Raw genomic sequence first — 26,068 nt, 5'->3', positions numbered from 1 at the left:
TAATAACGATTTGGCGATGTGAGGAGCCGAACAATGGCAAACCCAATTCTCTGCCCATGCGGCACAGCGAAAAACTATCAGGACTGTTGTGGTGTCTATCACCAAAATCCCGGTTCTGCCCCGACTGCTGAAGCTTTAATGCGCTCTCGCTACAGCGCTTTTGCACGCAACGATATTGATTACATACAAGCCACGCAGCGACTTTGTGAAGACACCAGTGAGAGCGACACTCAAGCCATTAAAGAAGAAAACAGCGCCACTAAATGGCTCGAGCTGACCATCTTGGATTGCCAACAAGGACAAGTGACAGATGACACTGGCAGCGTCACTTTTTGCGCACGTTTTGTAGAAGGAAGTCAGCAAGGAGAATTAACTGAAAAGTCACTGTTCGAAAAAAGAAATGACCAATGGTTCTACGTCTCTGGTAGCCATGAAGTGAGCACAGCCCCTCCAGTCAAAGCACCTATTGAAAACCATAAAGTGGGTCGTAACGACCCTTGCGTTTGTGGTTCTGGCAAAAAATATAAGAAATGCTGTGGTTAAGCCATAACGAGTTACGCTACCAAGAAGAGCGCCTCATCCGCTCTTCTTGGGTGAATAGACAAAATTATTTAGTAAATACCACCAAGTGGTCCAACTCTATATTGATGCCGATCTCTTGACCTATAGTATGGTTATGATGAGAAGAAGCAAAACAATACACCACTAAGCCAGAGGCAAGTTTGACTCGATACAAAAAGTGCGAGCCCCGAAACCACTTACTCATAACCAAGCCTTTAAATTCGCTGTTATCGTCATGAATAACATCATCAGGGCGAACCAATAAATCCACTTCAGTGCCTATGGCAAGCTCATCATTAAGCACACCTCGAATACGCCCTAAATCTGATTCTAAACAATGATGATCACACACCACAGCGTTAAGAAAATCTCCTTGCCCGACAAACTTTGCCGTGAAACGGCTTTCGGGACGATGGTAAATTTGGTACGGCGTACCAAATTGATGGATTTCGCCGGACGCCATGACCGCTATCATGTCAGCCATTGCAAACGCCTCCATCTGATCATGAGTCACTAAGATGGCGCTCATGCCTTCATGTTTTAATATATTTCTAATGTCTGGAACAAGCTCTTCACGCAACTTGGCATCCAAGCCAGAAAAAGGCTCATCCATCAATAAGAGTTTAGGTTTCGGCGCCATCGCTCTGGCTAACGCGACCCTTTGCTGCTGGCCACCAGATAAAGAATGTGGGTAGCGTGCACCAAAACCAGGTAGACCAATTAATTCAAGTAACTCATTAACTCGCGCCAATTGCGCGCTTTTGTCCTTGTCTTTTAAGCCAAACGCGATGTTCTCAGCAATGGTAAGATGCGGGAATAACGCAATATCTTGAAACACCATACCAATCTGGCGCTGTTCGGGCGGCAACAAATAATCAACCGAAGAAATCTGCTCCCCGTTCAATAAAATAGCGCCTGACAATACGCTTTCAAACCCTGCAATGGCCCTTAGCAAGGTAGATTTACCACAACCACTTGGCCCTAATAAGCAACCGATTTGTCCTGCCGTTAAATCAAACGACACCTCATGGACCACAGCCTGTCCGTGATAACCTACGGATAACTGGCGTATGTTTAATTCTTGTAGTGCTTTACTTGATGTAAAAGAACTCATGACATTTCCTAAAACGACGCTTTGCTAAAACCGCCTTGATTGACAACCCCTCACCCTTCTAGTGAGTTTTTGAAATTGAGCGATTTAACAACACAACTGGGATCAAACCTACCAATACAATCATAATGGATGCTGGCGCGGCATCGACTAATCGCTCATCAGACGCCAACTCAAATGCTCTCACTGCGAGGGTATTAAAATTAAATGGCCGCAGGATTAAGGTCGCCGGCAATTCTTTTAATACATCGACAAAAACAATTAATAATGCGGTCAATAACGACCCTTTTAACAAGGGGAAATGCACTCTTTTTAACACCTGAATAGGCGTTAAACCCAACGAGCGCCCTGCCATGTCCATGCTTGGCTTAATTTTACCTAAACCGCTTTGTACTGCCCCCAAGGACACCGCCATAAAGCGCACCGCGTAAGCAAATAACAAAGCGACAATGGTGCCAGAAAACAGCAGACCTATCTTCTCGTTAGTGATGTCTTTTACCAAAGCGATTAAACCATGGTCCAGCCAGGCTAAAGGCACAATGACTCCAATCGCTATAATAGTACCGGGTAACGCATACCCCACTCCAGCACACGCGACGGCGCCCTCAACCGAACGACTAGGACGCAGCCGAAGTGCATAACACAGCACGATTGCCAAAGACACGACAATCAAAGCCGCTAATAAGGCCAAGTAAAATGAGTTCCATGCTAACCACAGAAAATCCCAAGTTAAGGGTTCTGCTTCAAACAAAGACCAATACCCTAAAACCCCAGCCGGCAATATAAAACCAAACAGTACGGGTAAAATACAAAACAGCAAGGCGGCGATCCCACGCCAGCCACTTAGCACTAGCTCGCGTTGGCTGGCTTTGCGCAACCCAGAAGAGTGATACCGTAGTTTGCGGCGCGAATAGCGCTCAGTAAAAATAAGCACACACACAAACAGCAATAAAATACCCGCCAACTGGGAAGCCGCGGCTAAATCACCAAAACCATAAAAAGTCCGCATAATGCCGGTGGTAAAAGTCGCTACCCCAAAATATTGCACTGTTCCATAATCTGCGAGCACCTCCATCATCGCCAAGGTCAAACCAGCAATGATGGCTGGTCGGGCCAATGGCAGAGCGAGCCGGAAAAAGGCCGACAAATGAGAATAACCTAGGGTTCGGCTCACCTCTAACGTGTTGGCCGACTGCTCCAGAAAAGCCGCACGACTCATTAGATACACATAAGGGTAAAGTACTAGACTTAACATGATGATCGCTCCGCCTAAAGAACGCACCTCAAAAAACCAATACTCCCCGTAACCAAGCCCGGTAATGGCTCGAATAACACTTTGTACTGGCCCAGCAAAGTCCAGCAAACCGGTATATGTGTAAGCGATGATGTAAGCAGGCATCGCCAAAGGCAGCAGCAGCGCCCAGCTTAGCCAGGTCGAGCCAGGAAAGCGGCACACACTGGTTAACCAAGCAACCGGCACACCTATACAGAGCACACCTATGGCAACCCCCACCATCAATAGCAAGGAATTGTTAACATAGTCCGTCAGTACGGTATTCCATAAATGGGACCATACCCCATCACTGTCCGTAAAAAGATTGCCCACTATCACCATAACAGGCAACGCCAATAGCAAAGCAATCGTGATGCTAGCCCATGTTAACCAGGCAAAACCTTCCCCTGTACCAACCCTATGTTGATTAGGCATCTGTGTTTATCCAATCTCTCATTAAAGGGTAAAAAATTACTTCCAACCTGCTTCATCCATTAGCTTAACCGCTAATCGGTTGTTATCGCCCAATACGCTTAACGACAAAGAGTCCGCCTTAAAAGAGCCGAAGGTCTGTAACACAGCCGGAGCCTTAATGCCTTTAACCACCGGGTATTCATTGTTCACATCTGCGTACCACTGCTGAGCATCGTGACTGCTTAAATAACGAATCAACTTAACCGCATTGTCCTTATGTTCAGCGGCAGCGGTTACCCCAGCACCACTAACATTTACGTGGGCTCCACGCTGATTTTCACCCTGGTTAGGCCAGAAAATAGCCAGCTTATTGAAAACCGCCTGATCTTGCGCTTTATCACTGTTTCCCATTCGACCAAAGTAATAGGTATTGGCTAACGTGATATCACACACACCAGCCGCTGCGGCTTTAAGTAAGTCGCTATCACCACCAAATGGTGGGCGAGCAAAGTTAGCGACAAAGCCCTTTAGCCATTTTGCAGTAGCTGCTTGACCATCCGCGTCAATCATTGAAGCAACCAAAGATTGATTATAAATATTGCTTGATGATCGAGCACAAATACGCCCTTGCCACTTTTTGTCAGCCAGCGCTTCGTAAGTAGAAAGCTCACTGGCCGAAACTTTTTGCGGATTATAGAAAATCACACGAGCTCGCTGCGAAAGGCCGAACCAGTAATCATCACTGTCTTTTAAATTGGCAGGAATCGTCGCTTCTAGCTCCGCATCCTGAATCGGTTGTAAGACACCGGCTTTTTTAGCTCGATACAGACGCCCTGCGTCCACCGTGATAAACACATCTGCTGGGCTGGCAGAACCTTCTACCTGCAAGCGCCGCAATAATGCATCTGCAGACCCTGTTACTAGGTTGACTTTAATGTCTGTATCCGCCGTAAAACGATCTAGCATAGGCTTAATCAGCGCTTCCTTACGAGCGGAATAAACATTTACCTCTTGCGCTGCTGAGGCGCTTATTGAAGCCGTCAAAATTGACGCGGCCAATGCTGCGTGAGGCAAGCGAGAAGACGCGGAGAAAGACGAAAATATAGACCAATGAACTGCCATCTTAAACTCTCTTATTTCTGAAGTAATACCACAAATAGCACCGACACAAAGCAAGCATGAACCGATACAGACTGATTTTGAACACCAGCTCTACAAACTGATATTGGAGCCTTTAGGCTCAGATTTTGCGTTTTTTTTCACTCTACTCGACCACCATACCGCAGGACTCTTTAGCCACTGTTTGCCGCGTTTAGCTAAATACGCTATCGGCGACCAGTAATGCCCAAAGACACCCATTTGATCAAGTTTCGAGGCGCTGCCATAGTGTAATTTTTGCTGGTCACTGGCAAACTGCAAACAACCAAATAAACGATCCCATAGCGCCAATACAACACCAAAATTACAATCATAATGCGCCACGTCAACAGAATGGTGTAACTGGTGTTGAGCAGGGGAAATAAGCCACCGCTCTAGTTGCTTGCCATAACTGAGCGCCACAGGTGAATGTCTTAAATTGGCACCTAACAAGTTAAAGCAATAGGTAGTAACAAACACGCCACCAACGGTGAGCAATGACACCTGCCCAGGGAAGAGTACGATAAACACCGACACTAGACTGGCTTGAACCACCAATGAGCGCAAGTAGAACAACACCCCCTCCACTGGGTGGGTTCTTAATACCGTAAATGGCGTTAATTGTGTCGCACTATGGTGCACCCGATGAAAAGCCCATAACCATGGCCAACGATGCATTAACCAATGTACCCAGAACCGTGTAAAGTCATCTAGCAAGAAATAACAAACGGAAAATAAGCTGACGACCCCCCAATCGGGAATAACCACAGGAAACGCAGACATACCGACTTCCTGCAAGCGAAACATCAACCAGGTCACCACACCTAGCGTCGTGATGGCTTTAGGAAACAACAGTGAGAAAAGCAGCCGGTTACCTAACCAAAGACCATAATCTACCCGTGCAGAAGGGCTCCACCAAGTAGCCAGACGAAACAGAGGTAGTATGCGCCGCCAAGCTCTTTTTCTATCCCGCAAGGTAAATAAAACAAACGCAAAAAAGAGTGCCGACGCAAAATATAAAAGCGACACTCTTTTCGTTGGATTCACTAAATCACGGGCTGCCAAAGACAGCTCGTTCAATAGCCAAGCAGAATACTCTTCCATCATCAATGAGGAGACGAATTCACCTTAAATAGGCTAGTCGTTCTCTACACTTGGGGCCGATTGCAATAGTTTCAACACATCATCCATGCCACCTGTTTTATCATTCAGCTTGGCATTTAGCGCAAATTTTTCGCTCAGAAGGTTTTGTACCTTTATCATGTTCAACTTGTATTCTTGCATGGCAATTGAACCAGATTGGATAAAGCCACCTTCGCCATTTGCCGCTACCACCTGTGCATCACCAAACAACACAGGGCTAAAACCAATCAAGCGATTAAGCTGAGGCTGTGCTGCTCCAAGGTCGCGACCAGCCGCTTGCAAAGACAAGGCAAAGCCTTTTAACTCCCCCCAATGCTTCACATAATTACGGTAGGTTTTCTTCACATCGCCATTCGCTTCTTCGATAATCGCCAATTTTTCCAAGTCTTGATAAACACTGCCTGCGTATTTAAACGCCGCTTCTGCGATCACTTGTTGCCAAGCATCTGCGATCACTTTGGCGTAACCTTTTAACGCTTCACGCTGCGTGATACTTAATGCTTTTCCTTGCGCATTTTGGATCAGTTTACGGCCATCTACAAAGGCTTGCACAATAGTATGGAAGTAGTCTGTATTACCGCTAGCATCAATGCTTGCCGCATAATATGCATGGGCAAAAGCCATCTCTGTGGTTAAATCCACCACCCCATCTTGGTTGGCATCCGCCTCGGCAAGATATTCAGGGTTCTGTTTCACAATCTGTAGCACTTCTTGCGGAGTCAAAGCTAAGCTATTCGCCGGTGCACCAAAGTAGCCAAAAGCTTCATCCCAAACGTGCTCTTTACCAGTATAAGGTGCGCCTTCACGATAAGGCTTATCGTTTGGCTTCACATCAGCCGCCAGTTTCTCATCGAGGTAATCGTTTACCGCTTTGTTATAAAACACCGCGCCCATGGCAAACTTTGAAATGAGCTGAGTATAATCATACCCATTGACTGGATCATAACCGCCTTTTGTTTTAGCCGCATTGGTCACCATCTGCTGAAGTACTTCTTGCCCCGTTAGATTACCAGGCCAGCCAGTAATAATGCCTGGATAAGCACTCGACATTAGGTCTTTGCCAGTGGCCAGTTCATCAATATGAGATTGCTTTATGGGAAAGCCTTTTTTACTCACTGGATCCAGAATCTCTAAGCCTGCTTGCTTACTTGAAAAATACCCTTCCATTAAAGCTAGATCGCCGCTTTTCGATGCTTTTTTCAGGGAATTATGCAATGCATGGCGTGCTATTTGACCGCCATAGGCCACCGACGATGTCGCCTCTCCCTGATAGTCAGGCAGTGACACAGGAAAATCGTAAGTCTGTGCTTGCAATGACAATGCGCTCGCACCAATAAAAGCCGCTAATATTGTTTTTTTCATAACCGTTACCCAGTGAGATTAAAAAAAGTTAAGTATGGTGTGGCAATAAAAACCGCATAACAAACGCGAGTAATTATTATTACCATTCTTTTACCTTGTAACTGACCATAGGTATTTAGATAAGTTCCCAACTAACGTACTTTATTTTTACACCTATTATGCACATTACCTCTTTCCATAAAAAACCTTGCAAAGGCAAACTATCAGAGACAAAAAAGCCGCTTAAGTCACCCTTAAACGGCTATTGATTAAACGGCCTAAAAACGACCGTATTAGACACTACACCCTATGGAACAGGCTGACCTTGGGAGGCGATCCAAATACGAAACCAATCATCATCGCTCAACAATAGCCTCGTCGCATCAGCGGCGCGCTCAAGACGCTCTATATTTCCCGAGCCTAACACAGGACAAATGCCAGATGGATGGCGCAATAGCCAAGCGATAGCCACTTGGTCTTGTGATACTCCATGTGCTTGCGCAATGGTTTTCAGCACAGCTTGTACCCTTACTGTCTTTTCATCTGTTCCTGTGAATAACGCCCCTCCAGCAAAAGGAGACCACGCCATCGGCGTTACCGCATGTTGCTGTGCATGATCTAGCGTACCATCTAAAAAGTGCTGTAGAGCCAGTGGCGACAACTCCAACTGATTCACAACCAAAGGCGCATCAAGACGAGACTGTAATAAATCAAACTGGGAAGCGGTAAAATTAGACACACCAAAATGTTTTACTTTACCCAGTGTAAATAAGTAGTCGAGTGTTTGAGCCACTTCATCCGCATCCATTAATGGGCTGGGACGATGCAGTAATAAGGTGTCTATATAGTCACATTGTAAAGCCGCTAATGAAGCATCCACACTGTCAATAATATGCTTACTGCGGTAGTCATATCGATGCAATGCAATATCAGGACGATGCTCCGCGGGCATTCGCACGCCACACTTAGTCACTATCTCCATCTTATCTCGTAACGCAGGTTTTAAAGCCAATGCCTCGCCAAACAGAGCCTCACACTGATATTTACCATAAATATCCGCATGATCAAACGTGGTGACACCCAGTGCTAAGCAAGCCTCAATAAACCCCAAGCGTTGCGCTGGTGACATTTGCCATTCTAGACAACGCCAGAAGCCTTGAGCAATTCGAGATCCCTCAAACCCTAACGGATGGTATTGATGGCGCATAACAGAACTTCCTTTCTTATTTTTGAAAACATCCCTATATTCTAAGCCATCTCCTGTTCACCGCAAATGCCTACCGCCGATTCCTGCTCCTTTGAATACCTTACGATGCCACACATCAGCACACGTTATAGAGCCGCATCAATTGTAATTGGGTCATCATCTGGAAAGAAAAATTCATCACAATTAGGGCCGCCACCAATACGATCTACAACCAAAAAATCAGCATTATCGGATAACGCCAACAACGGATGATGCCAAGTCCCCTGATGATAATTCACCCCTTGTTTTGAACTCGCATAAAAGAGCCTTAAGCCCCCAAGGTCAGGCTTATCGTTCTCGCCCTGAGGGGCAACAACCACAAAATAAGCCTGGTCTTGTAACGGCATAAAGGCCTGCGACCCTTTCGGATGTCTTTCGAGCATCCCAATGGTTAACGGGAAAGTTCTAGCTTGCCCACGAAATACACTAATACCAACTCGGGCGGCTTCATGTCCGGCTTGCCCTTCCGCTTCGGCGGTCACCACCGCCAAATCATGAAAGCGTTCTGTGGTCCCACCATTAATTAGGAAAGACCTTGCAGCCTCATTGGCTTCAATGACATCCCCAAAAGGGGCAAATGCCTTCGCTGTTAATGGTTCTGGAATAAGTACCATCTCTCCCCCTAAAAAACTGGTTTACCGATCACACGAATCCGGCTAATCCCCCCGTCAGGGAAAATATTGACCCGTAAATGGGTAATTGGCCCAACTTTCGCTAACGCTTCCCTAAACCTGTGTTCTTGGTCTGCTCCTAGCTTGGACTTTGGTAATAACTCTTGCCAATACAAACTTTGCGCGGCCAAAGTCGTTTCTGGTAAAGCGCCAACATCGGCAACTTGAATAGAACAAGCGTCAGCAAAGTTACCTTTAAAATAAGCCGTATCGATAATAACCTCATCGATTTCACCCCGATGACCTAAGGCTAATATCACCCAATCATTGCCAGGCTCACGGCGGCGGCGAGTCTCCCAGCCATCCCCCATATTGATGCCTCTGCCAGGTAAATTAAGGTTATGCTTACTACCAAAATGCTCATCGTTCGCCTCAATGGCATGCCCTCCTACAGCCATCGCGAACAGGTCTACAGCTTGCCCCTCTAACCCTTGCCACTCCACTTCTGGTTGACCGTATACCCGTAACCGAGCCACGCCGCCATCAGGATAAATATTCAAACGGACATGGGTATAAACCTCATTGCTGGCAATATCCACCCACTTTTGACTGTTTCCTTCTAACGCAACCGTGTCAGTAATCGCGGTCCATTGGGTCTCTTCTGTTGGCATGCTAGAACAACGACAAGCCTCTAACATTGCCGCTGGGGCATAATTACCAGTAAAGTGGCGAGTATCAATCTCAACCTTATTAATCCGCCCGGATACGGCCAGCTGAACAACGCAATAATCATAGCCTTGCTCACGCTTTCGGCGAGTTTCCCAGCCATCCATCCATTTACCATTCTCATCGTATTTACCGGCGATAAAAACCGGATCACTGTCTTGCAACATCCTCTCTTTGGGGGCGAAAAAGTCATCATTGGCATACAGTGCTTTTGCACCCAGTCGCTCTGACGCTAGATTAACACCATGCCAAACGGCAACAGATTGAGACATGAACACTCCTTACAGACGCACAGAACAAACGCTATTCTGGACAAATTATGATTTAACAATATATTGATAATACATCTGTTTCAGAATAATAAAAGATAAAATTTTTGGATCTTTAAATGGCGAATCAAGCACTAACTTGGCGTAAAGACTTCCCTGTCGCCGCGTTTTCCTTCATTATTTGTTTATTCGCGAATTACTATGACTCAAAAGATGCAAGACCAATCTATAGAACAACGAATTAAGCTTATTTATGACCAGCTTTCGCCTACTCAGCAGAAGCTAGCGGCCTGCATTTTGAATCACCAGGGTGATATAGCAACGTATTCTGCTACTGAGCTTGCAAAGCTGGCTGATGTCTCTAAATCCGCCGTCACCCGCTTGTTACAGCGCTTGGGCTACAAAGACTTCAGCGAAGTCAAAAAACAAGTTCGAGCCGCCCGTCGCTGGGGGACCCCTATTGCTGAAAAACAGCCAGAAAACCGTTCGCTTTCAACGCTTTTTCAGGATTATGTGACCTGCGATCAAAGCAATATCCGTCGCACTTTGGAGTCCATTAATAGCCAAGATTACCAAACAGCCGTACGCTGGATTAGCCGTGCTGACAAGGTCTATATTATTGGCTATCGCAACAACCATGCATTGGGCTTACACCTTCGCCAACAACTCACTCAATGTCGCTCAGGAGTACAATTACTGCCGCTGCCTGGACAGACCTTAGGCGAAGAAATTGCAGGCTTTACTCGTGAAGATGTGATCATCATTATGGGCGTACGACGTCGCCCCTCTTGGTTAAAAAATGTCATGATTAGCCTACGCCAAAAAGGCCTCCGGTTACTCTACATTACTGATCACGCAGACGCTAACCCTCATGAAATCAGTGACTTACACTTTCCTTGTGTCGTACGTGGCGTTTCTGCCTTTGACTCCTACGCCAGTGTAATGAACCTAATCAGCATGCTCGCAAGCAGTGTTTATCAAGAAAGTTATGACAGCGCTAATGAGCGCATTCAAACGATCGAAAATGCCTATCAAACGCTCAATGAACTCGACATGGCAGCCCTTAACAATGGCGCCCTGATTGACGACTTTAGCGATAACGAATAAACAGCGGTGCGTGACCCATTGTCAGCACACAAAAACATGTAAACATCTAACGGACCTTATAATGAACTCAATCACACTTGGCCCCCTGTCTCACGCCAATGGCGAAATTCAAATTCCTGGCTCAAAAAGCCTATCAAATCGTATTTTGCTACTGGCAACCCTGGCCACAGGCACGACCAAAATCACTAACTTACTAGACAGTGACGACATCAAACACATGCTGGCCAGCTTAAAACAGTTAGGGGTTAACTATTCTTTAGAAGATCAAGGCACTAGCTGTATTTTGGAAGGGCTTGGTGGGCCAATCAAGGCAGACTTTGGTGATTTATTCTTAGGCAATGCTGGTACTGCCATGCGCCCGTTGACTGCGGCTCTTTGCTTAGGTGAAGGGGAATTTCATTTGCATGGCGAACCCCGCATGCACGAGCGTCCTATTGGTGATTTGGTTGACGCGTTACAAACATTAGGCGTCGACATTCGCTATGAAGGTGAACAAAACTATCCGCCTCTTTGCATTAAAGCCAATGGCCTAGCGGGCGGTGAAGTATCCATCAAAGGTAATATTTCTAGCCAATTCTTAACCGCTCTGTTGATGAGTGCACCACTAGCCAAAGGTGATTTAACCATTAAAGTCGACGGCGAGCTGGTGTCTAAGCCTTACATCGACATCACCTTGCATGCGATGAAACAGTTTGGTGTCGAGGTCGAAAACCAGAACTACCAAGCGTTTGTGGTAAAAGGCCAACAAACTTACCAGAGTCCAGGCGAAATAATGGTAGAAGGGGATGCCTCTTCTGCATCTTACTTTTTAGCCGCTGCAGCCATCGCAGGTGGCAAGATCAAAGTACATGGTGTTGGCAGTGACAGCGTTCAAGGTGACGTTAAATTCGCCGATGTGCTTGCTCAAATGGGTGCCAAGATCACTTATGGCCCCACTTGGATTGAAGCAGAACACAATGAGCTAAATGGCGTCGATATGGACATGAATCACATTCCAGATGCGGCCATGACGATTGCCACTACCGCCTTGTTTGCTAAAGGCCCAACCACCATTCGTAACATTTATAATTGGCGAGTAAAAGAAACAGACCGTTTGTACGCCATGGCAACTGAACTGAAAAAGCTCGGCGCCGATGTGGTTGAAGGGGAAGATTTTATTACAGTGACGCCTGTCGCCACCCTAAACCATGCGGCAATCGACACCTACAATGATCACCGCATTGCCATGTGCTTCTCACTGGTTGCTTTTTCTGACACGCCAGTCACCATCAATGATCCAGGTTGTACCTCAAAAACCTTCCCGACCTACTTTGAGTTGTTCAACACGGTAGCCAGCTAATAGTAAGCCGCCCGCACCTTAGAAAGGCTCGGGCGGCACACTACTTTAGTGACCAGCAAGCAACACCCACTTTTAGCTGTCTTAATTGGTTTCTGCTACCGCTGCAATTTCATTACGTAAGAAGGTCGCGGCTGGACCTATCGCTTTACTACGGCATTTTGCGACCACCGCAGCCACTTTGGCCATGCGATCAGAAGAGTCCCAACGAGCCGGCTTCAGCTCAACCAATTCACCTCGCTCAATTTCGGCAGCCACCATTGGCCTTGGCATACTTCCCCAGCCTATACCCGCCATAATCAAGTTATAGCGCAGACGTGATTCATTTACGCGCCATTGATTTACCCCAACAATACCAAACGCAGGGGAGTCACGTGACGACTTAGGGTTCGACACAATAATCTGCAAATGATCGCGCAATTCATCCCGTGAAATATCGGGGGGCAGCTGTGCTAATGGGTGCGTCGGAGCGACGACAGCAACCAGATCAATGTCTTTTATGACCTCATACTCTAACTCTGCTGGTAAGTTCTTATTGCCAAAAAACGCGCCTAAATCCGCTTCCCCATTGATTAGCTGCTGCACCGCGTCTTGAGCCCAAGCAGTGTTAATTCGTAACTGAACCTTTGGGAAGGCGACTTTAAATTTCTCTAACGCGGGAGTCATCACCGACAGAGATAAAAAATTGTCTATCACCAAGGTAAGCTCTGCTTCTACGCCTTGGGTCATGGTTTCTGTTTGCACTTGAAACTCGGCGAAATCTTCTAAAATTCGACTAATTCTAGGCAATAATGCATAGCCTGCTTCCGTTAAAGAGACCCGATAGCTAGAACGATCAAAAAGCACCACGCCACTTTGCTCTTCTAATTTTTGCACCGTATAGGTAATAGAAGACTGAACGCGATGTAACTTTCGTGCCGCCGCCGCAAAACTGCCCTCTTTCACCACCGTCATAAAAACAGAAAACTGATCCAATGTTATTGCGTTCATCTTGGTCATATTAATTGAATGTCTTATTCGAAAATATCCGATTTTTTTAAATGTAATGCCTTCGCATACTAGCGCCCATTGATACCAACTGAACCCACTTTACAGAGAAAAAAGCATGTCTAGTACAGCAATTACACCCAACACAGTTTCAAAACCATTAAATATCAGCATTTGGATCTTCCAGTTATTGGGTGCTGGGGTATTTGTTATGGCCGGCGTCATGAAAACCATGATTCCTATCGACCAACTATCGGAAATGATGCCTTGGACAGGACAATACCCTCTGTCATTTGTACATTTTTTAGGTCTCGTTGATTTTGCCGGCGGCCTAGGACTGATATTACCATCCCTCACACGCATTGCTCCGCGCTTAACCGTCATTGCGGCGGTCTGCGTTCTTTTGCAATTGATCGCCATCTGCTTTCATTCATCGCGAGGAGAGTTCAACGTACTGCCAGTGAACGCTGTGTATATTTCATTGGCTTTGCTCGTACTATGGGGACGAGGCAAAAAAGCACCTATCTCCTCTCGCTAAATAAAAAAGGCCCCAGAAAAGCCTATTTCATGGGGCCATTTAACGTTATTGAAAAGATGATAAAGTCCTTAACGAGACTGGATAGCTCGATACGCGACATCGGTAAGATAGTCATTTAATTGATGAGAAGCGGCTATCGCTTCTTCCACATCTGTATGGCACACCGCCTTTAATACCGCAGAATGCAGCGCTGCGCCTTGCTTCAAATCAGATGAATCATTCTTAAAAGCGAACCAAAATCGCCGAGACAACCCCTGCAAAGGCGCCATAGCCAATTGCAAATATTCATTTTGTGCCGCACTCACCAATAACTTATGAGTCTGCTTCAGTAAGTCTGCATATCGGTAGTCGTCTTTTTGTTCCGCACATTCTTGCAAACTCAGCGCGAGCATCTGCATTTCTTGTTTTTCAGCAATCGACGCTCGCGTTGCGGCGTATTTCACGCATAACGCCTCAATATCACGGCGTATCTCAAGAATCTTTAGCTGACTTTCTACTGAAATGAGCGGGATCTGTATGCCTCTACGCGCATGTATTTCTACCATTCTTTCGTAAGATAAACGCTGTAGCGCCTCACGTACCGGCGTCCTGCCTAAGTCTAAACTTTCTGCTAGTTGCTTTTCGCTGACCATGCTACCAGGCGTTAACTCACGGAAAATAATCATTCTTTCTAGCTGGTTATAAGCCACGTCGGTTTTATTTGTCTGGTTATTGACTTGCATTTTTATCGCCTAGCACCTTAGGTCATTCGACTTGTAAATGTCAGATTAAATATTGTACCACAGAAAATAAAGTGTATATTAACAAACATACAACTGATATATCAGTTGTATTTCACTGACATATTAAATTTAGAGGTCGTTATGAAAAACTGGAAAATAGTTCATCGTTATGAACAAAAACCAGACCTTCCAGTCCTTGCCAACCTCGATGTATTGGTTATTGGCGGCGGTGCAGCGGGAGTTGCTGCTGCCGTCACCGCAGGGCAAGCGAACAAATCTACTTGGTTAATTGAAAAATATGGTTTTTGTGGTGGCGCTGCCGTCGCCGGGCTCTCCGGTACTATTTGTGGCATGTACAAAGCCACCGATGATGCGCAAAAAGCGCCCGAGCAAGTCGTGTTTGGCTTTACGGAAACATTCCGCCGTGCTCTTAAAGCCAAGAATGGCGTTACAGAACCACAAAAGTACGGTAAAACCTTCACCGTCACCCATGACCCTTTAGTGTGGCGAGAAGTGGCCGACGATTTACTCGAAGCGGCAGGGGTTAATGTCCTTTTTCATACTGCCGTAGTGGGAGTCATCATGTCTGGAGAAACCTTCCAAGGTGTGGTCATTGAATCAAACGCTGGTCAAAGCATTATTATGGCCAACATGATTGTGGACGCTTCAGGTGATGCCGCGCTGATTGCCCGCGCCGGAATGGACTATTTTTATGGCGACCAAGGTAAGATTCAAAACCCTACTATGTTTTTCCGTGTCGGCGGCATCGACCTTGAGCGCTATTTGGATTATTACGGCGATGACACTATCTGCCCACCGAAAGTGACTGAAAACATTATTAAAGCCAACCAATCTAAAGAGTATGACCTTCCTCGCCATAAAATTTGGATGTTTCCAACCACTCGCCCTAATGAACTAATGGTCAATGCCACTCGACTAGCCGGACAAGATGGTCGCATGTTGAACGTCATCGACCCTCAAGATTTTACCGAAGCAGAAGTGTTTGGCCGTCGTCAAGTTCGTGAATACACTCGCTTCCTAAAAAACTTTGTCCCTGGTTGTGAAAATGTCTATGTGGTAGACACTGGCGTGGAAGTGGGGATCCGGCAAACTCGCTCCATTGTAGGGGTAGAAATGCTCACCAATAACGATGTTGTGAATTGCCGAAAACGCTCTGATAGCATTTGTCGTACACCTTGGCCCATTGAATTGCACGCTGGTGATCGTCCGAAATTACATTGGTTACTCGACGATTATTACGACGTCCCCTTCAACACACTTATCCCTATTGTGGGTGAAAACATTATTGTTGCCGGCCGTTGTTTAAGTGCCGAGCATGAAGCGCTCGCTTCTGCCAGAGTCACCGCTCAATGCTTTGAGTATGGTCACGCTGCAGGGGTCGCAGTCGTCAAGGCAATGAACGAAAAACGTCGCATCCGGGACCTAAATGGCGAAGAAATTGCGGCAGTAATGAAACAAAATGGCAGCGCGCTGTAAGGAGGAGTTATGAACAGCACAGTAATCAAACGGGTGGAACTTTATGCGGTAGCAGACCGTAATGCACCCCCTATTCCATGGGCAGATAACCAAGAACCCTTGTTGTATACCAATAATATTGTGCGCCTAATCACGCAAGACGGCATCGAAGGCGTTGGGGCCACCATTAGTTACACAGAAAATGATTTTGACCGCTGTATTATTGAAGCAATGAGAACCATAGTGCCAGGCTTAATTGGCAAAAACCCTCTTATGACAGAAGCGTTGAGCCAATGGCTAGGAGACCGCTGTTCATGGGGTGGCCTACCTGCTAAATCCCCCATTGATATCGCCGCTTGGGATATCAAAGCCAAAAAAGCCAACATGCCACTGTACATGTTATTAGGTGGGGCGCGTCATAAAATCCTGTCTTATGCCTCTTCCCCTATGTTCAGCACAGTCGAAGAATACTTCCCATTCATTGATGATTGCATTGCTCAAGGTTTCACAGCCATCAAATTGCATTGCTACTGCGTATATGAAAAAGATGTACAACTGGTCACTGAGATACAGCGTCTTTATGGGCATAGCAATATTCGCTTCATGCTGGATACAGCGACTTTTTATACGCCAAAAGAGGCAATGAAAATTGCCAAGTTATTAGAAAGTTATGATTGGGAATGGCTAGAAGCCCCTGTCTCCGATTATGACTATAAAACCTACCAACGCCTTGTTAAAAACACCGATCTGGAAATTTCCAGCCACGGTAACTGCTTGTTAACACTGCAAGAAGTCACTCACGCTCTGTCTAATGACCTATGGTCTGATGTCAGACAAGATGCCACTGTGTGCGGCGGAATCACCCAGCTTAATAAGTGTTTTGCTATTGCTGAAGGCCATTCTAAAACCTTAGAAATTCAGAGCATGGGTTACACCTTGACACAAGCAGCCAATTTGCACGTTGCCTTGGCACACCACAACTGCAAATACTTCGAACAATTTTACCCTTACGAGAGCTTTGAGCTGGCGTCAAAAACTACCATACGCACCGCAAAAGACGGTTATGTCTATGCGCCAGAGGGCAATGGCTTGGGCATTGAAATGGACTGGGAGGCAGTAAAAGAAGCGTCTATTGCACACTATGTTTTCGAGTAAAAAATCAAAACAAAAACAATAAGATCTAATGATCATTAAAAAACTAAGCACTGCTGCTCCAAACAGATATCAGTGCAACGTCGGAAAAACATTATGACAATTATAAAAAACAGTAATCTCGACCGCGTGGCGATTTTGGTTTCATTATTGATAGTCGGCGCCGTGTCCGCCTATTTTCTATCCCACCCTGATGCAGCGATTCATATCGCTGGACAAATATTCACCCTAGCTTCTGAAAGCTTTGGTGTACCTATACTTTGGTATGCTTTTGGTTTAGTTATGATTGCCGCATATTTTGTCTTCTCAAAATACGGCCATATTCGCATGGGCGATGAAAAACCTGAATTTTCAACCTTTTCCTACATTGCCATGATGGCGTTGGCTGGCGTCGGTTCCGGCACGGTATATTGGGCCTTTCTGGAGTGGTCCTACTATATTAAAACGCCGCCCTTTGCGATGCCCGCAGGCTCGGTTGAATCTGCCGAATGGGCCGTAACTTACAGCATGCACCACTGGGGCATTACCGCCTGGTGTATCTATGCGGTTACCGCCATCCCTGTTATGTACTCTTATTATATTCGCAAGCATCGCTCGCTGAAATTGAGCGACATAGTTATCTCGATGATCAAAAACCCTATCGTGGCTAAAATCATCGGTCGTACGATTGATATCGTTTACCCGATTGCCGTGGTTTTCAGCTTAATTATTGTATTGGCACTGGGCGCACCGATTATTTCAGCCGCCGTGGCATTACTATTTGGCATCCAAGATACGCTCACACTGAAACTGTCGATGATTTTTATTGTCGCAGTATTACTAATCTCAAGTTCATTTTTGGGTATAGAAAAAGGCATGCAAAAGATCAGTAGCTACGGTGCTTATTTTGTAGCAGGTCTTGCCGCTTATATTTTCTTTTTTGGCCCGACTCAATTCATTCTGGAAAATACCAGCTCGTCTCTAGCTATTTGGGGACAGAACTTTGTCAAGATGAGCTTGTACGCTGACGCCATCAATCAAGCTAAGTTCCCACAATCTTGGACGGCTTATTTCTGGGCATACTGGATGATATTCATCCCGTTAATGTGCATTTTCGTCACCAAGGTATCCAAAGGGCGCACCATTCGAGAAGTGATTATCTGCATGGTCGGTGGCGGCACTGCTGGTATCGCTTTGCTATTCTCTGTGGTGGGGTCATTTATGATGAAAACTCAACTAGATGGTAAAGTAGAGATTAGTAAAATGGTATCAGACGGGCAAGCCAGTCTCGCCATTGTGAATGCCTTAGGCACCTTGCCATTATCCTCCGTCATCCTTAGTATTTTTATCATTTCTACTTTTCTACTGCTCATTACCACTATGGATGGTTCTGTGTTTACCGTCGCCTGCAACACTCAGAAAAAACTGGATGACAATGCCAATCCTTCAACCCTGCTAAAAATATTTTGGTGTTTGATGATAGTCGCCATCCCTGCGGTGTTTATTAGTGTCAATGCCCCTGTTTCTTCAATGCAATCTGCGATCTTAATTTTCGCCATCCCGCTATTGATGCTTACCGGCTTTATGCTCTACAAGGTATTTGGCTATATGAAAGAAGATTATGGCCATCTAACGTCATTGGAAATTCAGGCAATGCACAAGCTAGCACAAACAAAAACCGTAGAAACAACAGCGGATGCACCTTCTGTATCTCCCTTAAACAAAGTCAAAAACGTCTAATCCAGAGACAAAAACGGCCTCATAAAGAGGCCGTTTTTAGCATCCGACTTACGACTAACTTTGTTTCGCGGAGTTAGGCGCTTGTTTACCATAGTTTTCCAATATTTTGATTTGCTTAGGCGTTAACAGTGCGTATAAATCAGCACGACTTTTAGCGTATTCAATGGTGAGTTTTTCGGTGATATTGCCACTTTCACTGGCCAATTTATCAACCTTTTTCATATAGCCTTTATCATTGGGTGACAGGCTATTTAACTCATGGCGTTTTTCACTTAGCTTCATTTGCAATTGACGAATATCTTGACCATCGGTCTTAAACAAGTGCGCGACTTTCTTTTCTGTTGCCGCATTCAAGTTAAGCTTTTTCGCCATATCAGACGCCATACTATCAGCAATTTGTTCAGTAGTTGGCGCGGCATTATGGGCTTTTGGCAAGGGTTTCTGTGTGTCTGCAAGAACGCTTGTTGCTGTGCCTGCCATGATAGCGGCACTCAAACCAATCACACCCAAGATACCCACTTTTCTACGATTCATCATCATGACTCCTTACGCCCTTAGTTACTGAATTAGTGCCTTTCATTATGGCGATAAATACGCCAAGCATTACCAAAGACGGAGGAAGAAGATGCTAATCTTGTCATTAGACTGTAAAAGACCGCTAGCAATAGCACAACGCAGAATATTAGCCGAACGCATAGATGGGCAAGCATTCAGATTCTGGCGAATAAGAGACATGTAACAGGTATCAAAAACCTATATACCACATAAAAAAAGCCCCGACCTTTTACAGCCGAGGCAACACTCAACGATTATCACTAAACATATCGTCTTTAAGACTCAACTGTTATCTGCATCATCCTCAGGTAACAGCCTTACACATATCATTGCATTGCTCTAGGGAAGAGAACAAACTTGCTAAGATGAAATCATTGTAGAACGACTTTATGTCATTGTGTGTCAGCGCGATGATATCACAGAGTAAATCTTGTCAGCCGGACGTCAGGGCGACTCCTTTATCTCACTTATTTCAATGGATTTTTAGCCATAGCGTCAGGATACAAGGGTTAGTAGAAGATAGACCTCTATAACGCTTCTCCTTGTAAGGTAATAAGAAGTGAGCGCTGACCACCATAATCTCTGTGCTCGCCCAGATAAACCCCTTGCCAAACCCCCATGTTGAAACGGCCATTGCTAATCGGTATCTGCACACTGGCACCAAGAAGGCTGCTCTTTATATGGGCAGGCAAATCATCATCACCTTCATAATTGTGGCGGTAATAGGATTCCCCTTCGCGCACCGTCCGGTTAAAAAAACTTTCAAAATCTTCTCGTACCGTGATATCCGCGTTCTCATTAATGGTCAAAGACGCTGAGGTATGCTGGATGAACACATGACACAGGCCGATTTTTATCGATTTCAACTCTGGAATCGCTCGGATAATATCCTCTGTGATGAGATGAAAACCTCTTGGCTTTGCTGGCAGAATAAGCTCTTTCTGATACCACATAATCAACCTTGCTGATGATGACTTAAGACAAAAAAATAACCCCACATACTGGCTTCATTGAGAGCAGTACACGGGGCTATCCTATACTATTACGCACCATGAATAAAAAAGCAGATGGCTCAATGACTCAATGCTGGGTCCCAATCTTTCCAAATGACCTCCCGCCCTTGGCGACGGATCATATTGGCAATCTCACTTACTGATCGCTCATCACTGATTTCAAATTGCTCTAATGCTTGCTGAGCATCATCGGCATAACCACCAGGTTGAGTTTTAGACTCTGCGCTCATGGTGGTAAACCCCATACGCACAGCATGGTCTCGAAATTGCGCCGACTCTCGCGTTGATAAACTCATTTCCAGATCGGCATCAAACAAACGCCAAGCCGCAATTAATTGCACCAGCTGACGATCAGAAATCACCGACTTAGGCTCTATGCCACCAGCACAGGGACGAATACGCGGGAACGCGACACTGAACCGACTGCGCCAATAACGTTTTTGCAAATGACGTAAATGCTTAGCCATCATCAAAGAGTCCGTGCGCCAGTCTTCCAGTCCCAATAAAACCCCTAATCCAATTTTATGGATACCTGCCTGACCGATACGGTCAGGGGCGTCGAGGCGATAATTGAAATCGGACTTATTACCCCGTAGATGGTGTTCTAAATAGGTCTTACGATGATAGGTTTCTTGATACACCAGCACCGCGTCTAAGCCGATTTCTTGCAGCCTCTTATACTCGCTAGACTCTAACGGCTGCACCTCCATAGAAAGCTGACTAAAGTGTGGCTTAATGAGCGGAACCATGCGCTCAAAATAGGGCATGGAGACTTTGTTTGTCTCACCTGTGACCAATAAAATGCTGTCAAAGCCTTTGCCTTTGATGGCCGCAATTTCATTGGCAAGCTGCCCTTCGTTGAGGGTCAAACGCTTGATCGCATTGCTCATGGAAAAGCCACAATAAGTACATTCGTTTGCACAAGTATTCGATAAATAAAGTGGCGCAAACAAGCTCACCGTATTACCAAAGCGCTGCTTTGTTAGTTGCTCCGATTTGGCCAACATCTGCATCAAATAAGGTTCCGCAGCCGGTGAGATAAGCGCGGCGAAGTCATTGATATCGAGGCGTGTCTTCGCCAACGCTCGCAGCACTTCAGGCTCCCCCATAGCGGTATGTAACTGGGTTGTTTGCTGCCATGACTGTGACGCTAACTCTGCACTAAATTGCCCCTCTACTTCTGGGCTTTGAGAGCAAATATGTATCGGGCTAGCATGACTCATGACAAGCTACCAATAAAATCGGTAAACGGACTGGAGGCGACGGCCTGCTGGCGTTTTTCCCCTAATCCAGATTCGTACGCCAGGCGCCCTGACTCGACCGCCATTTTAAACGCCAAACTCATTTGTGCTGGGTTTTGCGCCACCGCCATTGCGGTATTCACCAACACCGCATCAGCCCCCATTTCTAAGGCCAATGCAGCATCCGATGGTGCACCAATGCCAGCGTCGATAATCACAGGCACTTGGCTTTGTTCGATGATAATTTCCAAAAACGGCTTGCTGGCTAAGCCCATATTAGAGCCAATAGGAGACCCTAAAGGCATCACACACTGGCAGCCAACTTCTTCCAGTCGTTTACACAACACTGGGTCTGCATGCACATACGGCATAACCACAAACCCCTGTTTAACCAAGGCTTCAGCTGCCGCTAAAGTCTCGATCGCATCTGGCATTAAATAGCGTGGATCTGGATGAATTTCGAGCTTAACCCAGTTTGTCTGCAGCGCTTCGCGTGCCAGTTGAGCAGCAAAAATCGCCTCTTTCGCCGTTCGGGCACCAGAGGTATTAGGCAGCAATTTAATACCATGCTGCTGCAAGGGCTGAAGAATATTGTCACTTTGGTGCTTCAAATCCATACGTCGTAGGGACAAAGTGACAAGCTCACTGCCACTGGCACTGATCGATGCCATCATCGCATCAGCACTGGCGTATTTCCCGGTACCGGTAAATAACCGTGATTGAAATTCATGACCTGCAATCATTAAAGGTGACATGCTAACCTCCTGCGATGGATTCAAAAATAAACACATTCATATTGTCTGCCAACAAAGTCGTCGCCCATCTGCTTTTTGGCACGACCTCGTGATCAATGGCCACAGCAATACCTTGAGTGGGCTTATCAAGCTGCTCCAGTAAATCGGCTAATGTTGTCCCAACCAACGACAAGGGGTGATCGTTGACATAAAGCGTTATCTCGTTATTCATGCACCAGCGCCTTTTCTGTTTGATACAAAGACAATAACTCCCGGGTAGCTTGCTCTGGGTTGGCCGCTTTCGTTATAGCGGTGACCAAGGCCACACTATCGACCCCGGCTTTGTGCACTGGCGCCACTCGCTGGGCACTGATACCGCCTATGGCTACCGTTGGGTACCGCCCTTTTAACAGAGCCGCATACAAAGCTAAACGCACCAAACCCTGTGGCTGCGAAGGCATGTCTTTGGTTTGGGTAGGAAAAATATGCCCTAAGGCGATGTAACTGGGATTGATCTTCATTGCATTGGCAATTTCAAAATACCCATGAGTACTGATACCGAGCGCCAAGCCTGCTTGAGCAATGGCTTCCAAGTCTGCCACTGCTAAATCTTCTTGACCCAGATGAATACCAAAAGCACCGTGTTCGATGGCCTTCTGCCAGTAATCATTAATAAATACCTGAGCCTGATACCGTTGACCGAGTGCGACCGCTTCTTTGATCTGACTGTCTAGGGTCAGCTCATGAGGGTCTTTGATGCGCAATTGCGCAGTGGTCGCGCCGTTTTCTAACACCAGCTGCAACCACTCAATGGAATCTACAACCGGGTACAAGCCGAATTTCTCAAGATCAATGGCCGCAAATGATAAGCTGGCACACTTATCTTCCAAGCAAGGCGTCTCTATTGTGCTGATAACCGGCAAATAGTGCGTGTTATTTGGCCATGAGGCTGACTCATCAAGATGACTTGCCAGATAAGATTGCGCCATCGTAATGGCATCCAACTCATCGTAACCATGGGCTAAAAAACACACCAGCGATAACAGGCGTATATTCTGATCTATTGGCGTAAGGAACGAAGCCTCAGCACAAAGTGAAAAATTAAGAGCTTGATGCTGGCTAATAAAGCCAACACCCGGCAGCTCATCCAGCAACAACCAAGGGGCTTTTGATAAAGAGAACATCGGTTGTAAAGCACGCTGTATCGCCTTGTCTGATGACCCTTCTAAATTATCAAGCCATTGTGCTAAATGGTCTTTTTTCGTGACTACTAGATCCGCACTAGCGCTTAACTCTGAGACAAAACACGCCGCGGTTGTTTGTGTTTGCTCCGCAAACGCGGCATCAAGCCTTAATATCACCTTGATGCTCGGCAGTTGGGCTTTAATATGTCGTAGCCATTTAGCGCAACACACCACAAGCTCGCGGGACACTAAGCCATGCACATAAATAACATCTGGCATAGCGCTCATCAGTAAGCTTTGCCACTGGTCATCAAACTCGGCAAATGAGCAAGCGGTGACGCCACTGTCGGTGTGTTGAAAAGCATGAATCTGCTTCATCACACAACCTAGCCCCTTCTCTGTCGCGTTTAAGGCCGCTAATAAATCACCAGCGGCAGGCTGGCATGAGCCAACCTGCCAAATCACTGGAAGTGAATTCATAACACTCCTACTTCTGAGAAAGCTTATCTGTGGTTAAATAAACATCACTACCTAGCTCACGAAACTGGTCTGACATCTGCTGCATTCCTGTTTGCGCATCCAGCTCTGCGGCTTGCTCCTCAAGCCCTTTTGCATAGTCACGGACTTCTTGGGTGATCTTCATCGAACAAAACTTAGGCCCACACATTGAGCAAAAATGCGCCACTTTACCGGACGCTTGTGGCAATGTTTCATCGTGATAGGAACGCGCGGTTTCTGGATCAAGCGCTAAGTTAAATTGATCTTCCCAACGGAACTCAAAGCGTGCCTTAGAAAGGGCGTTATCACGTATTTGTGCACCTGGATGACCTTTGGCTAAATCCGCCGCATGGGCGGCAATTTTGTAGGTAATCAAGCCTTCTTTTACATCTTCTTTATTGGGCAAACCCAAATGCTCTTTGGGTGTCACGTAGCACAACATGGCACAGCCGTACCAACCTATCTGCGCAGCACCGATACCCGAGGTAATATGATCGTAGCCTGGGGCAATGTCTTGGGTTAATGGCCCTAAGGTGTAAAACGGCGCTTCGTGGCAGTGTTCCAACTGCTCCGTCATGTTTTCTTTAATCAACTGCATAGGCACATGACCAGGCCCTTCGATCATCACCTGCACATCGTATTCCCAAGCGACCTTGGTCAATTCTCCTAAGGTGCGTAATTCTGACATCTGAGCTTCATCATTGGCATCCATGATCGACCCGGGACGCAACCCATCGCCCAACGACAAAGACACATCATAAGCCGCACAGATTTCACAAATGTCGCGAAAACGCTCATACAAAAAGCTTTCTTGGTGATGCGCCAAGCACCACTTCGCCATGATAGAACCACCTCGAGAAACAATGCCTGTTAGACGCTTCGCCGTCATTGGTACAAAACGCAGCAACACTCCAGCATGAATAGTAAAGTAATCCACGCCTTGCTCTGCTTGCTCAATCAAGGTGTCTTTAAAAACCTCCCAATTCAGGTCTTCTGCCACACCATTGACCTTTTCTAACGCTTGATAAATAGGCACGGTACCGATTGGCACAGGAGAATTGCGCAAAATCCACTCACGGGTTTCATGAATGTTTTTGCCAGTGGATAAGTCCATCACAGTGTCGGCGCCCCAGCGCGTAGACCAAACCAGTTTTTCTACCTCTTCTTCAATCGAAGAAGTGACCGCTGAGTTACCAATATTCGCGTTCACTTTGACCAAGAAGTTACGCCCGATAATCATTGGTTCACTTTCTGGGTGGTTGATATTGGCGGGGATAATAGCGCGACCGGCGGCCACTTCATCTCGAACAAACTCAGGGGTAATACGAGTTTGAATATTAGCGCCAAAACTTTGCCCTGGATGCTGTTTAAGTAACAACTCACTTTTTATGGCGTCCAGATTCTGATTTTCACGCAGGGCGATGTATTCCATTTCTGGCGTCACTATGCCTTGCTTGGCGTAATGCATTTGCGTCACACATTGTCCCTTTCGGGCTTTTCGTACTGTGAGTAGATTCTGAAAACGCAACGACTCTAACGCAATATCACTTAAGCGCGATTTAGCAAAGTCAGACGATACTCCCTGTAATTCTTCGGTGTCAGCACGACGCTCTATCCACGGTGCTCGCATTGGAGGCAAGCCTTGGTGTACATCAATCGTCGCTTCAGGATCAGCATAGGGACCAGAACAATCATAGACATAAATCGCTTCATTTGGCTCGAAAGTGAGATTGTCTGGGTCTGAGCCAATGGGCGTATCGGTGAGATTAATTTTGCGCATAGGTACGCGAATGGTGTCATCTGACCCTGTAATGTAAATGCGCTCAGAAGCTGGGAAAGGCTTAGCTTGTAACGATTCGATAAAGGTTTTTGCATCAAGACGGGCTTGATCGCGGCTCTTTTTAGTGACTTTCTGTGATGTTGACATAAGCAGTTCCTACTACAAAAAATAGAGAAGTGCTTGTCTGGGGTGCT

24 protein-coding genes are annotated in these 26,068 nt (G+C 46.1%); 7 read left to right on the top strand and 17 right to left on the bottom strand.

Annotated elements, in window-relative coordinates; genetic code table 11:
• Positions 1-33: 33 nt before the first annotated feature.
• Positions 34-543, top strand: a complete 510-nt coding sequence (locus tag DFP81_RS14825) for a YchJ family protein (RefSeq protein WP_115898687.1) — start codon at positions 34-36, stop codon at positions 541-543.
• Positions 544-607: 64 nt separating this feature from the next.
• On the opposite strand, the gene DFP81_RS14820 is transcribed toward DFP81_RS14825, so the two are convergent.
• The 8 genes from DFP81_RS14820 to alc all read right to left on the bottom strand — a co-directional run bounded on the left by DFP81_RS14820 (position 608) and on the right by alc (position 9,835).
• Positions 608-1,675, bottom strand: a complete 1,068-nt coding sequence (locus DFP81_RS14820) for an ABC transporter ATP-binding protein (RefSeq protein ID WP_115898686.1) — start codon at positions 1,673-1,675, stop codon at positions 608-610.
• Positions 1,676-1,733: 58 nt separating this feature from the next.
• The gene (locus DFP81_RS14815) at positions 1,734-3,380 is read right to left on the bottom strand and encodes an ABC transporter permease (protein ID WP_115898685.1); all 1,647 of its coding nucleotides are present in this window, start codon (positions 3,378-3,380) and stop codon (positions 1,734-1,736) included.
• A gap of 36 nt (positions 3,381-3,416) precedes the next feature.
• A complete protein-coding gene (locus DFP81_RS14810; protein WP_115898684.1) occupies positions 3,417-4,481 on the bottom strand; it encodes a Fe(3+) ABC transporter substrate-binding protein in 1,065 nt (354 codons plus the stop codon).
• Positions 4,482-4,571: 90 nt separating this feature from the next.
• Entirely contained in the window at positions 4,572-5,603 is a 1,032-nt protein-coding gene (locus tag DFP81_RS14805) for a sterol desaturase family protein (protein WP_115898683.1), read from the bottom strand.
• Between the two features lie 30 nt (positions 5,604-5,633).
• Positions 5,634-7,001 (bottom strand): DUF4856 domain-containing protein, encoded by a 1,368-nt coding sequence (locus DFP81_RS14800; protein WP_115898682.1) that lies wholly within the window; start codon positions 6,999-7,001, stop codon positions 5,634-5,636.
• A 286-nt stretch (positions 7,002-7,287) separates the two neighbouring features.
• Positions 7,288-8,187: an aldo/keto reductase gene (locus DFP81_RS14795; protein WP_115898681.1), complete on the bottom strand. Its 900-nt coding sequence runs from the start codon at positions 8,185-8,187 to the stop codon at positions 7,288-7,290.
• A gap of 125 nt (positions 8,188-8,312) precedes the next feature.
• Positions 8,313-8,840, bottom strand: a complete 528-nt coding sequence (locus tag DFP81_RS14790) for an ureidoglycolate lyase (protein ID WP_115898680.1) — start codon at positions 8,838-8,840, stop codon at positions 8,313-8,315.
• A gap of 8 nt (positions 8,841-8,848) precedes the next feature.
• Positions 8,849-9,835 carry an allantoicase gene (gene alc / locus DFP81_RS14785; RefSeq protein WP_115898679.1) on the bottom strand — a complete coding sequence of 329 codons (987 nt, stop codon included), beginning with the start codon at positions 9,833-9,835 and terminating at the stop codon, positions 8,849-8,851.
• A gap of 210 nt (positions 9,836-10,045) precedes the next feature.
• Between alc and DFP81_RS14780 the strand changes: the two genes are divergently transcribed.
• Positions 10,046-10,939 carry a MurR/RpiR family transcriptional regulator gene (locus DFP81_RS14780; RefSeq protein ID WP_181903111.1) on the top strand — a complete coding sequence of 298 codons (894 nt, stop codon included), beginning with the start codon at positions 10,046-10,048 and terminating at the stop codon, positions 10,937-10,939.
• Between the two features lie 61 nt (positions 10,940-11,000).
• Complete coding sequence (gene aroA / locus DFP81_RS14775) at positions 11,001-12,278, top strand: 3-phosphoshikimate 1-carboxyvinyltransferase (RefSeq protein ID WP_115898677.1); 1,278 nt, start codon at positions 11,001-11,003, stop codon at positions 12,276-12,278.
• Positions 12,279-12,359: 81 nt separating this feature from the next.
• Here the strand turns inward: aroA and DFP81_RS14770 are convergent, their stop codons facing one another.
• Positions 12,360-13,265: a LysR family transcriptional regulator gene (locus DFP81_RS14770; protein WP_220343014.1), complete on the bottom strand. Its 906-nt coding sequence runs from the start codon at positions 13,263-13,265 to the stop codon at positions 12,360-12,362.
• Positions 13,266-13,380: 115 nt separating this feature from the next.
• Here DFP81_RS14770 and DFP81_RS14765 point away from each other — a divergent pair, with 115 nt between their 5' ends.
• The gene (locus tag DFP81_RS14765; protein WP_115898675.1) at positions 13,381-13,800 is read left to right on the top strand and encodes a DoxX family protein; all 420 of its coding nucleotides are present in this window, start codon (positions 13,381-13,383) and stop codon (positions 13,798-13,800) included.
• 68 nt (positions 13,801-13,868) lie between these two features.
• Here DFP81_RS14765 and DFP81_RS14760 read toward each other — a convergent pair whose 3' ends face one another.
• Positions 13,869-14,522 (bottom strand): GntR family transcriptional regulator, encoded by a 654-nt coding sequence (locus DFP81_RS14760; RefSeq protein WP_115898674.1) that lies wholly within the window; start codon positions 14,520-14,522, stop codon positions 13,869-13,871.
• 141 nt (positions 14,523-14,663) lie between these two features.
• On the opposite strand from DFP81_RS14760, the gene DFP81_RS14755 reads away from it, so the two are divergent.
• The 3 genes from DFP81_RS14755 (at position 14,664) to DFP81_RS14745 (ending at position 18,869) form a co-directional block, all read left to right on the top strand.
• Positions 14,664-16,019 (top strand): FAD-dependent oxidoreductase, encoded by a 1,356-nt coding sequence (locus DFP81_RS14755; protein ID WP_115898673.1) that lies wholly within the window; start codon positions 14,664-14,666, stop codon positions 16,017-16,019.
• Positions 16,020-16,028: 9 nt separating this feature from the next.
• Positions 16,029-17,153 carry a mandelate racemase/muconate lactonizing enzyme family protein gene (locus DFP81_RS14750; RefSeq protein WP_115898672.1) on the top strand — a complete coding sequence of 375 codons (1,125 nt, stop codon included), beginning with the start codon at positions 16,029-16,031 and terminating at the stop codon, positions 17,151-17,153.
• 93 nt (positions 17,154-17,246) lie between these two features.
• The gene (locus DFP81_RS14745; RefSeq protein WP_115898671.1) at positions 17,247-18,869 is read left to right on the top strand and encodes a BCCT family transporter; all 1,623 of its coding nucleotides are present in this window, start codon (positions 17,247-17,249) and stop codon (positions 18,867-18,869) included.
• A gap of 54 nt (positions 18,870-18,923) precedes the next feature.
• On the opposite strand, the gene DFP81_RS14740 is transcribed toward DFP81_RS14745, so the two are convergent.
• From DFP81_RS14740 to thiC, 7 genes are all read right to left on the bottom strand, one after another.
• Positions 18,924-19,403 (bottom strand): Spy/CpxP family protein refolding chaperone, encoded by a 480-nt coding sequence (locus DFP81_RS14740; RefSeq protein ID WP_245959183.1) that lies wholly within the window; start codon positions 19,401-19,403, stop codon positions 18,924-18,926.
• 548 nt (positions 19,404-19,951) lie between these two features.
• A complete protein-coding gene (locus DFP81_RS14735) occupies positions 19,952-20,377 on the bottom strand; it encodes a secondary thiamine-phosphate synthase enzyme YjbQ (protein WP_115898669.1) in 426 nt (141 codons plus the stop codon).
• A gap of 119 nt (positions 20,378-20,496) precedes the next feature.
• On the bottom strand, positions 20,497-21,660 hold the full coding sequence (gene thiH / locus DFP81_RS14730) for a 2-iminoacetate synthase ThiH (protein ID WP_115898668.1): 1,164 nt from the start codon (positions 21,658-21,660) through the stop codon (positions 20,497-20,499).
• Complete coding sequence (locus DFP81_RS14725) at positions 21,657-22,433, bottom strand: thiazole synthase (RefSeq protein WP_115898667.1); 777 nt, start codon at positions 22,431-22,433, stop codon at positions 21,657-21,659. The genes thiH and DFP81_RS14725 overlap by 4 nt, the downstream gene beginning before the upstream one ends.
• Position 22,434: 1 nt before the next feature.
• Positions 22,435-22,644 carry a sulfur carrier protein ThiS gene (thiS, locus tag DFP81_RS14720; protein WP_181903110.1) on the bottom strand — a complete coding sequence of 70 codons (210 nt, stop codon included), beginning with the start codon at positions 22,642-22,644 and terminating at the stop codon, positions 22,435-22,437.
• Entirely contained in the window at positions 22,637-24,076 is a 1,440-nt protein-coding gene (gene thiE / locus DFP81_RS14715; protein WP_115898666.1) for a thiamine phosphate synthase, read from the bottom strand. Before thiE ends, thiS begins: the two co-directional genes overlap by 8 nt.
• 7 nt (positions 24,077-24,083) lie before the next feature.
• On the bottom strand, positions 24,084-26,021 hold the full coding sequence (gene thiC, locus DFP81_RS14710) for a phosphomethylpyrimidine synthase ThiC (RefSeq protein ID WP_115898665.1): 1,938 nt from the start codon (positions 26,019-26,021) through the stop codon (positions 24,084-24,086).
• Positions 26,022-26,068: the final 47 nt, after the last annotated feature.

Source organism: Marinomonas pollencensis, assembly GCF_003387375.1.
GTDB lineage: Bacteria > Pseudomonadota > Gammaproteobacteria > Pseudomonadales > Marinomonadaceae > Marinomonas > Marinomonas pollencensis.
Note: the sequence above shows the minus strand (reverse complement) of the source record. Positions and strands in the feature narration are given on the sequence as shown.